This is a genomic window from Microbacterium sp. PRC9 (assembly GCF_031844125.1).
Taxonomy (GTDB): Bacteria; Actinomycetota; Actinomycetes; order Actinomycetales; family Microbacteriaceae; genus Microbacterium.
The window spans coordinates 461544-473261 of the sequence record NZ_JAUZUR010000003.1; the positions used below are offsets into that span (position 1 = coordinate 461544).

Sequence of the window (11718 nt, forward strand, 5' to 3'; positions counted from 1 at the left end):
CTGTCCAGACCCGTTTGGACGGTAAGTCCCTTTGTCTCGGGGCAGCATCCGGAGACAGCGGGGGCTGCGGGCGATTGTGCACAGGACAGTGTTCGCGAGTAAACCTTCAACCCGGACTTCAACCACATCTCTCTCCACAGGCTGTGGATTGGGCAGGCCCTGGTCAGCGGCGATTTCGGCGACATAACCCCCAGAAGGACGGTGGGTTCTCCACAGGGGTTGTTCACAGGAGCTACGGCGTTTCTCCCCCACTCTCCACAAAGTTATCCACAGGGTGTGTTGCGACTGTCGGGGGCCATCCTTAGCGTGGGGTGCGGCCCATTCGGGCGTCGCGCCTCCGTGCTGGGTCAGGTGACGCGACGGTGGCCGCGATCGCACGGCGGAATCAAGCGGGGGGCGAGATGCCGTGGCATCTCGCTGGTCGCTCGTGCTCAGGCGCGCCGACTCGGCGAGCCGTCCCGGTACCGCCGAGAGAGCTCGGATGATGTGAACAACGGTAGGGAGGACTCGCAGCCTATGTCGATCGCCGACATCTCCGAAGAGCGCATGGGGGGCCCTCGCGACTTCGAGCGCACTCCCCCGCACGATCTGCTCGCCGAGCAGAGCGCACTGGGCGGAATGCTGCTGTCGAAGGACGCCGTCGCCGACGTCATCGAGACGCTGCGCGGCACCGACTTCTACGTGCCCAAGCACGAGCTGATCTTCGAGGCGATCCTCACCCTGTATTCGCACGGTGAGCCGACGGACGTCGTCGCCGTCACCGACGAGCTCATCAAGACGGGCGAGCTGCAGCGCGCCGGCGGCGCCGACTACCTGCACACGCTCACCTCGATCGTGCCGACCGCCGCGAACGCCGGCTACTACGCCTCGATCGTGTCGGAGCGTGCGCTGCTGCGCCGCCTCGTCGACGCCGGCACCCGCATCGTGCAGATGGGGTACTCGGGTCAGGGTGAGGCGCTCGACCTCGTCAACAACGCGCAGGCCGAGATCTACTCGGTGACCGGCGCGGAGCAGGCAGAGGACTACGTCCCGCTCACGATCGCGGTGGATGCCGCGGTGGAAGAGATCGAGGCCGCGCGCGGTCGCGACGGCCAGATGACCGGCATCCCGACCGGCTTCTCGGGTCTCGACGCGCTGACCAACGGTCTGCACCCGGGTCAGATGATCATCATCGCGGCGCGACCCGCGATGGGTAAGTCGACGCTCGCGCTCGACTTCGCACGTTCGGCGGCGATCAAGGCCAACATGCCGACGATCTTCTTCTCGCTCGAGATGGGGCGCAGCGAGATCGCGATGCGCCTGCTCAGTGCCGAGGGTGCGATCCCCCTGCAGTCGATGCGCAAGGGCACGCTCGACTCGCGCGACTGGACCACCGTCGCCGCGACCCGCGGCCGCATCAACGACGCGCCGCTGTACATCGACGACAGCCCCAACATGACGCTCGTCGAGATCCGCGCGAAGTGCCGCCGGCTCAAGCAGCGTGCGGGCCTCAAGCTCGTCGTCATCGACTACCTGCAGCTGATGACCTCGGGCAAGCGCGTCGAGTCGCGTCAGCAGGAGGTCTCCGAGTTCTCGCGGGCCCTCAAGCTGCTCGCGAAGGAGCTGGGCGTGCCGGTCATCGCGCTGTCGCAGCTGAACCGTGGTGCCGAGCAGCGCGCCGACAAGAAGCCGGCGCTGAGCGACCTCCGCGAGTCGGGCTCGATCGAGCAGGACGCCGACATGGTGGTGCTCCTGCACCGCGAGGCCGCCTACGAGAAGGACTCGCCGCGCGCCGGCGAGGCCGACCTCATCGTCGCGAAGCACCGCAACGGCCCCACCGACACGATCACCGTCGCCTTCCAGGGCCACTTCTCGCGCTTCACCGACATGGCCCCGGGCGACTTCGGGTAGACGCGTGGAAGCGGCCGGCCGGGAAGTCCCGACCGGCCGCCTCGGTGTCTCACCGGGTCAGTGGACGGCGATCAGATCGTTCGTCCAGCCGATCATGCGCTGTGCGAACACCGCATTCACGCCCTTGCCGCGCTGACCCTCCAGCTGCTGCACGACTGCGCCGAGCTGGTTCACCTCGGTCGGGTGCTTGCCCGTCGCGTGGCTCTTGAGCGCCGCGTCGAGCTTGTCGCGCAGACCCTTCTCGACCTTGGGGTCTGTCACGAGCTTCTCGGCGACGGCCCGGGTGAGGTTGTTGCTGAGCGACTCGGTCGTGGCCAGCAGCGTGAACGTCCGGGTGGCCGTGCCGGTGTTGCCGACGAAGTCGGTCGCCGTCGCCACCGCCGTGTGCGCACCGGTGTCGAGCGTGAACATGTCGAGCACGTGGCCCGTCGGCACCTCGGTGCCATCGAACGTCACGGACTGCGACTCGACCCCGCTCAGCGAATCCGTGATCGTGTACTGCACGCTCGCGAAGTCGTCGGTGTCGTAGCCGGTGGCCGCCGGCTGACTCAGGTCGACGACCGGCGCCGTGCGGTCGACGCGGACCGTCTGGCTTCCGGTGACCGTCTCGCACTCGCTCGACGCCGTCCACTCGATGACCCACTCCAGGTTCTCGTCGGCGTCCGCCGGAAGGGCGAACTCGGCGACCGCACCGTTGACCGTCGTCCACGTCGGCTCGGAGCCGGCGGGGTGGACGGCGTACGCCGTCGTCAGCGACTCCGGTGTGAAGGAGTCGTCGGCGGCGGTGACGGTGAACGTGTGGTCCACGCCCACCCACTGCACGCCTGAGACGACGGCTTCGTCACCGGTGATCTGGAAGTCCGCGCCGAGCGACCCGGCGATCCACGCCGGCGCGCTCGGGGCGTCGCCGTGGTCGGGGAAGTTCTTCCCCGGCAGGTACCAGGCGCCGTTCTCCCAGTCGCGGAACACGTCGCGGAAGGTCGAGCGCGCGACGCACGACTCCCACAGCGGCATCTGGCCGGTGCCGGCGTACTGGGGTTCGTCCTCCGAGCTGTGGCCCGGGTCGGGCGAGTCGAAGACCGGCAGCCGGTCGGCGCGCCAGGAATGGTCGGAGTCGATGCTCCGCAGCCACGGCTGCCCGTCGAGCCCGTCGATCATGACGTTCGCGGGGCGACCCGCGGGATCCGTGTAGATCGCCGTCGACACGCTCGGCAGAAGGCCGGGGCTGCGGTGGTCGGCGATGACCTGGTTGAGGCCGTTCGCGTCCAGGAGGAGCAGCTTCGACATCTGCACGGCGTCGTACGCGGGCTCGAAGTCCTCGAGCGTCCACTCGGCGCTGTCCTTCAGGCGGGACGACGGCACCACCGTGCCGTCCGGCAGCTCGACCTGGTCGCCGACCAGCGGGTCGACGAGACCCATGACGGCGTCGAGGTACTCGCGGTCGCCGTCGTCGAACAGGTCCACGTGCACGTCGTCGTCGGAGAAGGGCACGTCGATGTCGGCCGAGCCGACCTCCATCCAGTGCGTCGGACTCTTGAGGAAGTCCGACAGCAGCTCGACGTCGAAGCCGAGCGCCTCCGAGGCGAGCTCGAGGACGAGCTCCTTGGCGTCGGCGACGAGCGGATCGAGGAAGTCGATGTCGGGCATGATCGACTGCAGCAGATCCTGCAGCCACAGGAAGACCGCGCCGCCCTCCTCGACGACCTCGCCGACGAAGTCGGGAGCCCCGAGCATCGACAGCAGGTACTCGTTGATGAAGCCGGGCTTGTCGCTGTCGTTCAGACCGCCGAGCGTGTAGCCGGCCACCTGGAAGATGCCGATGCCGTCCTCGCACTTCGCGCGGTCGGTGTCGAGCACCTCGTCGGTCTCGCCTTCTTCGGCGTCGCCGTCGCAGAGGAAGTTCTGCGCATCGCGGAACGTGCCGGCGTCGAAGAGCGTCTTAGAGAGCGCCTCACCGAGTTCGGGCCAGTGCCGCAGGCCCCGCTCGATGTCGGCGATCCAGGCGTCGAGGTAGGCGATGATCGCGGGGTTGACGATGGCGTCGTCGGCCTCGTCGATCGGGCTCGTGACGCAGAAGTACTCCGCCCGGCATTCCTGCACGGTGACCGGTGTGACGGTCACGCCGCGCACCGTGTCGACCGTGACGTTCTCGACCACTTCGTAGCAGTCCCAGTCGACGATGTTGCAGTCCTCGTAGTCGAGGTCCTTCTGCATCGCCGCGCGCTCGACCTGCAGCGTGGCCTTGAGGTCGATGAAGTAGTCGATGAGCGGGCCTCGGTTCGGCTCGGGCTCGTCGCCCACGGTGTACGCCAGGCCGGGGCATCCATCATCCGCCGTCCCGTCGCCGTCGTCGTCGACACCGTCGCCGCACGTGCCGACCGGCAGCGGGTTGTTCGGGTCGACGAGGGTGTCGTAGATCCACGCGGTCGGCGCCGAGTACTCGAACGCCGGTGTGGAGTCGTTGCTGTACTCGGGTCCGGTCTCGTCGGTCTCGCCCGCGACCTGCGAACGCAGCGAGTTGCCGTCGAAGCCCGCCGTCGCATCGCCGACGTAGCCCTCGGCGATCACGTGGCGCAGGGCGATCTCCAGCGCGGTCGGGTCCTCGAGGTCGAGGATCTCGCCGACGCCGGGGAAGACGCCCTCCGCGACCTGATTGATCAGCGTGTGCGCCCACATGTCGCCGGCGGCATGCGTCATGAAGCCGTACGCGAACGCGAGGATCTGCTGCTTCTCGGCGGCGCTGCGGCCGGCGTCGTCCTGCGCGTCCCACGCCTCGGTCATGACGTGCTGCAGCCACTTGCCGGTCTCGTCGGGGTGGATCGCCGACTGCCCGTAGGCCAGGTCGGGGAACCCGTCGGGACCGATCACGCCCGCGTTGTACGCGGCCGGCTGGTTGCGCAGGGCCGTGACGATGTCGCCGCGGACGGTGTACTCGGTGCCCTCGATGGTCACCTTCCCGTCGTCGGTGACGTCGTCGTAGGCGTTCTCGGCGGTGGCGTTGTGGGTGTACGGCTTGAACGCGGCGGCGGGCAGCGCACTGACGACGAGTGTCGTCACGGTGAGCGCCGCGGTCGCGGTCAGGCCGGCTGCGAGCTTCGTGAAGCTGCGGCGTCGGCCGGCGGTTCGAGACATGGGCTTTCCTCCCCAAGGAAACGGACGTGCGAAACGGATGTTCCGAGGTACCGAGAGTCGCGACGGTGCTCGCCAGATACACGATCGGGAGAACGGATGCTGCGGCCGAAGGTCCGCGCACGCGCACCGGCCCTGCCCGTGCTCAGTCGTTCCCGTTCCCGTTGCCGTTGCCGTTGCCGTTGCCGTTCCCGTTGCCGTTCCCGTTGCCGTCGGGCGGCTGGTCCGGACCGGGAGCGGGTGCGGGACCCGGGCGCGGCGGTGGCGCGGCGCGGCGCACCAGGTCGGCGGGTGGCGCGGCGAAGCCACCGCCCCCGTAGAGCTGGTTGGCGGCCGCCTGGATGTCGCGGGTCATCGGCAAGCGGATCGTCGACAGTGCGCGGCCGTTGTGGAAGGACCGGAACACGTCGCCGTAGCCGGTCGTGTTCCCGACCCACACGGCGGTCGTCACCCGCGTGCTCGACTCGACCAGCCACGTCTGGATGTTCTCGTGCGTTCCGGTCTTGCCCAGCACCGGCGTGCCGTCGTTGGGGTTGCCGCCCGACCCGGTGCCGCCCGGACGCATGACGCCCTGCAGTGCGAACGCGGTGGCCGCCGCCACCTCGGGACTGATGGCCTGGGTGCACCGGTTGCCCGGGACCGGAAGCTCGGTGCCGTCGGCGTTGACCACGCGCTCGATCACGCGCGGCATGCAGTAGACGCCGTTGTTCGCGACGGTCGCGAACGCCCCCGCCATCGCGACGGGGGCGATGTTGTTGGTCCCGATGATCGAAGAAGAGCCGTCGAGGTCCACGGGGTCGCCGTCGCCGCGGGCGACGCCCATGCGGGCTGCGACGTTCTCGATGTCGCACATGTCGAGCTGCTCCGCCATGCCGAGGAAGCCGCTGTTGAGGGACTGCGCCGTGAACTGCATCGGCGTTCCCACGTAGCCGGGGGCGCCGCCGAAGTTGCGCACGACGTGGTTCTCGCGATTGACCCAGGTGCCCGCGCAGCGGTCGCGAAGACGAGGGATGGCCCGCAACGTGCCGTTGACGGTGTCGGACAACGTGTGCCCGGTCTCGAGCCAGTCGACGAGGGTGAACAGCTTGAAGGTCGATCCGGTCGGGAATCCCGTCGAGACCCCGTGCATCATGTCGCCGGCGTAGACGAGCGAGCTGTACACCGGGTCGGTGAGGGCGAGGTCGCGGTCCTCCGTGAACCGGTTGTTCTGACTGATCGCGAGGATGCGCCCCGTGTTGACCTCGATGCTCACCGAGGCCGACCCGAACGACATTCCCGCCACGGTCTCGGGCGCGTAGCGGTGCATGGCGTCCTGCGACGCGTTCTGCAGGTTCCAGTCCAGCGTCGTGTAGATGTTCAGGCCCTCGCGTGTCAGCGACTTCTGCCGGTCCTCCGGCGTCGCGCCGAACGCGCTCGCGTAGTCCGGGTCCGATTGCACGGTGTTCACCACGTACTGGCAGAAGAACGGGGCCGCGCTGGATCCGCACCGGGTGGGCGGCAGCTGCAGCGCGGGGGTGATCGGCTCGATCGCCGCGGCGACGTACTGATCGGCGGTGATGCGGCCGTCCTCGCGCATCCGGTCGAGCACGTAGAGCTGCCGCCCCTTGGTGGCACTGTAGGCGTCTCCGGCCGCGAGGTACTGCTCCGGCGTGATCGCGCCGTCGGCGAGGAGGGTGTCCAGGCCCGCCAGGGTGCCGGGGGTCACGTCGTCCACCGAGCCGTCGGCGGCCTTGTTGTACCTGGTGCCGTCGCCCCCGAAGATCGAGCCCTGTGCGCGGTCGATCCGGAACGTGTTGGGGTTCTGCACGATGCCGGCGAGGGTCGCCGCCTGTGTCAGTGTGAGCTGGGCGGCCGTGGTGCTGAAGTAGTAGCGGGCGGCCGCCTCGATGCCGTAGGTCGTGCCGCCGAAGTTGGCGATGTTGAGATAGCCCAGCAGGATGTCGTTCTTCGAGTACTTCTGCTCGAGCTGCACGGCGTAGCGGATCTCCTGCAGCTTGCGTTCGTAGCCCGCTGTGCCGTCCGCCTGCGTGGCGTCGAGCCAGCACTGCTGCAGCACCTGGTCGCGAGTCATCTTCACGACGGCGGCGCCGTTCTCGTCGACGACCGTCTCACCCGCCTCGTTCGTCTCGAACACCGTCTCGGCGTCGCGTTCGCAGCGCTGGACCAGCACGTTCTTCACGTACTGCTGACTGATCGAGGAACCACCCTGCGTCTGACCGCCCTGCGCGTTCTTGATCAGGGCGCGGGTGGTGCCCATGATGTCGACCCCGCCGTGCTCGTAGTACCGGGGGTCCTCGGAGGCGAGGATCGCGTCGTACATGACGAGCGACACCTGGTCGAACGCGACGGGCTCGCGGTTCTGGTCGTAGAACGACGTCAGTTCGACGTCCTGCCCGGTCGACGGGTCACGGGCGTAGATCGTCGTCGGCAGCATGAGGCGGTCGATCTCGAGGTAGCTCGGCATGTTGTCGAACAGCGACACCGCGCTGCTGGCCGCGTGCCCGCCGATCGCGATGGCCGGCGCGAGCGGCGCGACCACCAGCACCCCCGCGATGACGCTGAGCGAGAGCAGACCGACGAGGCCCCCGACAACCCCCGCGAACGTGCGCCGGTAGCGGGGTATCGGCGCGACCGGTGAAGAACCCTCTGATGGCTGCTTCACGAAAGCTTCCAATCTGCGGTGGGAGAAATCATGTCAGACCGCCCCCGATTCCGCGATGGGTTCGGTGCGCGACGCGGGGGTGTCGTCGCGTGGAGGCGGCGCATAGGCTCGGGTCGAGGCATCCGCTCGAGAAAAGAACTCCCGCAGAACGCGGCGAGAACCGGACACGAAGGAGAGTCCCGTGCAGACCGTGACGGTCGACTTCATCATCTCGCTCGACGGCTACGGCGCCGCGGAGGGGTGGCCGGGTTTCTGGGGGATGGAAGGTCCCGAGTACCTGGGCTGGCTCGCCGAGTCGCCTGACAAGGACGATCCGCTTCTCATGGGGGCGACGACGTACCGCCTCATGTCGGAGCTCACCGCCGGCGGCGAGGAGGGCACCGACATGCTCGGCGGCATTCAGAAGTACGTCTTCTCGTCCACGCTCGAGGAGCCTCTCGCGTGGGAGAACACGACGCTCGTCCGCGAGGATGCGGTCGCGTTCGTCCGGCGGCTGAAGGAGGACTCCGACCGCCCCCTGCGCACGCTCGGCAGTGTCGCCCTCTGCCGGTCGCTGCTTCTGGCGGGGCTCGTCGACCGCTACCGGGTGGGCGTGTTCCCGGTGATCACGGGCGCAACCGGACAGGACCGGATCTTCGACGGCTACCCCGACGTACGCCTGGATCTGGTGGAGGCACGCACGTTCGACGGGCGCATCCAGCTGCTCGAGTACGTCCCGACGGTGCTCGACGGCCCGCCCGGGGCATGATGAGGACGTGGTGGATGGGGGTGACCTCGCCGGAGCGGCGGTCGTGAGCGATCCGGTGGAGGGTGGGCGCGGGCCGGCACCCCGGTCGTCGTTCGCGCGCTTCTGGACCGCGGCGGCCATCAGCTCGTTCGGCACCGCGGTCACCGCCGTCGCGATGCCGGTGCTCGTGGTGCAGCTGCTGCACGCGACGCCGTTCGAGGTCGGCATCGTCGGCGCGGCGCAGTTCGTGCCGTACGCCGTGCTCGGGCTCTTCGCCGGTGCGTACACCGACCGCTGGCGTCGCCGGCCCATCCTCGTATGGGCGAGCGTGGGGCGGGCCGTGTCGCTCGGTGCGATCCCCGTGCTGTGGCTCGTCGGCGCGCTCGAGATCTGGATGCTCGTCGTGCTGCTGCTGCTGTTCGGCGCGTTCTCCGTCTTCGGCTTCGCAGCGACGCAGTCCTTCCTCCCCCGGCTCGTGCCCCGCTTCCGGCTCGTCGTCGCGAACGCGCGACTGGATCAGACGGATGCCGCGGCCCAGACGCTCGGTCCGGCCATCGGCGGTGGCCTCGTGGCGCTGCTCGGTGCGCCGATCGCGCTGCTCGTCGACGCGATCAGCTACATCGTGGACGCCGCGCTGAACGCGAGCATCCGCGTCGAGGAGACCCGTGAGCGGCGGCGCGATCGGCATCTCGGCCGCGAGATCCGCGAGGGCCTCCGGTGGGCGTACGCGCACCGCACCCTCGGCCCGCTCGCCGTGTCGACGCACGTGTGGTTCTTCGCCAACGGCCTGGCGCTCACGGTGCTGTCGCTGCTGGCGCTGCGCTCGCTCGGGTTCACGGCGTTCACGTTCGGCCTGCTGCTCGCGGTCGCGGGATCGTGTGCGCTGGTCGGGGCGACGTTCGCGGCCCGGATCGGCGAGTGGCTGGGCATCGGCCGGACGATCGTCGTGGCGCGGGCGCTGTACCCGATCGCGTGGGCGCTCGCCGCGGTGGCGGCCTGGGTCCCCGCCGGACCCGCGCTCCTCTTCGTCGCGCTCGCGCTCCACGGGCTCGCGGGCGGTGTCGAGAACGCCAACGAGATGGCCCTGCGACAGACGGTCACCCCCGACCTCCTGCTCGGCCGCGTGAATGCGAACATCCGCTCGGCCAATCGCACCGCGGCGGCGATCGGCGCGTTCGCCGGCGGCGCTGCGATCGCGCTCGTCGGCGACCGCTGGACGCTCATCGCCGTCGCCGTGGTCTTCGCGATCGCGGCGCTGCTGGCGTGGTTCTCGCCCCTGCGCTCCGAGCGCGTGGCCGCGACCTGAGCCACCCCGCGGTCACAGGGAGCGCGCGTGCTCCACGAACGCGTCGAGCGTGGCGCGCAGGGCCGGGGAATCCTCCTGAGTGCGGCGATGCACCGCGCGGACGTCGCGCGTCGACGCCGGTTCGACGGTCGGGATCGCGACCAGGTCGGGCCCGAGGTCGCCGCGGCCGAGCCGGGGCACCAGTGCCACCGCGCGGCCCGCGCGCGCCAGTTCGAGGTGGTTCTGGAACTCCATCGACTCGTGCACGATGCGCGGGGCGTTGGGGACGCCGTCGAAGAGCCGACGCAGCCACTGGCGGCAGATCGTCGCCTCGAACGTCGCGACCCACGTCTCCCCCGCCAGCTCGTCGGGGTGCAGCACCGTGCGGCCGGCGAGCGGATGGTCACGATGCAGGATGACGTCGGCGACGTCCGTGAACAGCGGTGTCGAGACGAGGTGATCGGGCATCGCCAGCGCGACCCCGCCCCAGCGGTGCACGATGCCGAGGTCGCGCTGGCCTGAGGCCACGAGCGCGATCGTCTCCCACGGCTCGCTCTCACGCAGGGGCACGGAGAGATCGGGATGCTGCGCCGCGAGGTCGCCGAGGACCGGGATGACCAGTCCGCGCACGACGGTCGAGAACGCGGCGAGCCTGATCTCGCCCACAACCTGATCGTCCGGCCCCGCGGTGAGCTGGAGATCGGCGCGGAGCCGTTCGAGGTCGGCGAGGATCGGCGTCGATGCGACGACGAGACGCGTCCCCGCTTCCGTGAGGATCACTCCGCGTCCCGCACGTTCGAGGAGGGCGATACCGGTCTCGCGCTCGAGTCGCTTGACCTGCTGAGACACCGCCGACGGGGTGTAGCCCAGGCTCGTCGCCGCGGCGACCACGCTGCCCTGCGTGGCGACCGCGCGAAGCGAGACGACGGCTTCAAGATCGATCATGAAGCAACGCTACATCGATTCATGAGAAAAGCATCGCTGGTGCTTCATCCACTGGTGCGGTGAAGTAGAAGTCGTGAAGAGACGCGACATGGTGCTGGCGGCGACCGTCGCATCGTTCTGGGGATTCAACTTCGTCGTGATCGACTGGGGGATGAAGGGCGTGCCGCCCCTGCTGTTCGTCGCGATCCGTTTCCTGGTGGTCGCGCTCGCGGTCTTCGTCGTCCCGCGGCCCCGCACCTCGTGGCGCCCGGTCATCGGCGTGGGGCTGTTCATGAGCCTCGGGCAGTTCGGGCTCCTGTACACGTCGATGGCACTCGGGCTGCAGCCGGGGCTCGCCGCCCTGGTGCTGCAGGCGCAGGCGGTGTTCACCATCCTCATCGCCGCCGCCGTGCTGCGCGAGCGCCCGACTGTCCCGCAGATCGCCGGAATCGGACTCGGCATCGTCGGGCTCGCGATCGTGGCGGCCGGTCGCGGTGGCGATGCGCCCGCGCTCGCGGTGGCGCTGGCCCTTGCCGCGGCATTCTCGTGGGGGATCGGGAACGTGATCTCCCGCCGCGCCGGGGTGGTCAGCGGGCCCGGGCGGCTCGGGTCGCTGTCGCTCACCGTGTGGTCGGCGCTCGTGGTGCCCGTCCCCGCCCTGATGCTGTCGTTCGTCGTCGAGGGGCCGGGGGCGATCTCGTCGGGCATCGCCGCATTCGGCTGGCAGTCCTTGCTGTCGACGCTCTACACCGCGGTGCTGTGCACGATCATCGGCTACTCGATCTGGAACAGCCTGCTGGCTCGCAATCCCTCCGCGGCCGTCGTGCCGTGGGTGCTGCTCGCGCCCGTGGTCGCGATGGCATCGGCCGCGCTGCTGCTCGGCCAGATCCCCACGCCCGCCGAGATCATCGGCGGCATGCTCCTGGTCGGAGGTGTGCTCGTCACCGGGCTGCGCCGTCGAGTGTCGTTTCGCCGGCGCAGGATCACGGAGGTCGGCCGGCAGCCCATGCGAAGCGCGTCCGCAGGGGATGACGCGCGCCCGATCGCACAGGAAGCGGGTGAATCTCGTCGGCTCAGGTCGGTGAGGTGAACAGACGCGCC

At 69.4% G+C, this 11718-nt stretch carries 7 protein-coding genes; 4 read left to right on the plus strand and 3 right to left on the minus strand.

Features of this window, described 5'->3' with window-relative positions; genetic code table 11:
• Positions 1-516: 516 nt before the first annotated feature.
• Entirely contained in the window at positions 517-1890 is a 1374-nt protein-coding gene (dnaB, locus tag Q9R33_RS08950; RefSeq protein ID WP_056365645.1) for a replicative DNA helicase, read from the plus strand.
• Positions 1891-1947: 57 nt separating this feature from the next.
• On the opposite strand, the gene Q9R33_RS08955 is transcribed toward dnaB, so the two are convergent.
• Both Q9R33_RS08955 and Q9R33_RS08960 read right to left on the minus strand, forming a co-directional pair.
• Positions 1948-5022, minus strand: coding sequence for a hypothetical protein (locus Q9R33_RS08955; protein WP_311293527.1), 3075 nt, complete (start codon positions 5020-5022; stop codon positions 1948-1950).
• 142 nt (positions 5023-5164) lie between these two features.
• The gene (locus Q9R33_RS08960; protein WP_311293528.1) at positions 5165-7681 is read right to left on the minus strand and encodes a transglycosylase domain-containing protein; all 2517 of its coding nucleotides are present in this window, start codon (positions 7679-7681) and stop codon (positions 5165-5167) included.
• A gap of 181 nt (positions 7682-7862) precedes the next feature.
• Between Q9R33_RS08960 and Q9R33_RS08965 the strand changes: the two genes are divergently transcribed.
• Both Q9R33_RS08965 and Q9R33_RS08970 read left to right on the plus strand, forming a co-directional pair.
• Complete coding sequence (locus Q9R33_RS08965) at positions 7863-8429, plus strand: dihydrofolate reductase family protein (protein WP_056365651.1); 567 nt, start codon at positions 7863-7865, stop codon at positions 8427-8429.
• A gap of 10 nt (positions 8430-8439) precedes the next feature.
• Entirely contained in the window at positions 8440-9714 is a 1275-nt protein-coding gene (locus Q9R33_RS08970; RefSeq protein ID WP_311293529.1) for an MFS transporter, read from the plus strand.
• A 12-nt stretch (positions 9715-9726) separates the two neighbouring features.
• On the opposite strand, the gene Q9R33_RS08975 is transcribed toward Q9R33_RS08970, so the two are convergent.
• Positions 9727-10638, minus strand: a complete 912-nt coding sequence (locus tag Q9R33_RS08975) for a LysR family transcriptional regulator (protein ID WP_311293530.1) — start codon at positions 10636-10638, stop codon at positions 9727-9729.
• A gap of 73 nt (positions 10639-10711) precedes the next feature.
• Between Q9R33_RS08975 and Q9R33_RS08980 the strand changes: the two genes are divergently transcribed.
• A complete protein-coding gene (locus Q9R33_RS08980; protein WP_311293531.1) occupies positions 10712-11707 on the plus strand; it encodes an EamA family transporter in 996 nt (331 codons plus the stop codon).
• Positions 11708-11718: the final 11 nt, after the last annotated feature.

What these genes read in the sequence shown, in the direction of transcription:
- dnaB (WP_056365645.1), top strand. Translation starts at nt 517, where the DNA reads ATGTCGATCGCCGACATCTCCGAAGAGCGCATGGGGGGCCCTCGCGAC.
- Q9R33_RS08975 (WP_311293530.1), bottom strand. Translation starts at nt 10,638, where the DNA reads ATGATCGATCTTGAAGCCGTCGTCTCGCTTCGCGCGGTCGCCACGCAG.
- Q9R33_RS08955 (WP_311293527.1), bottom strand. Translation starts at nt 5,022, where the DNA reads ATGTCTCGAACCGCCGGCCGACGCCGCAGCTTCACGAAGCTCGCAGCC.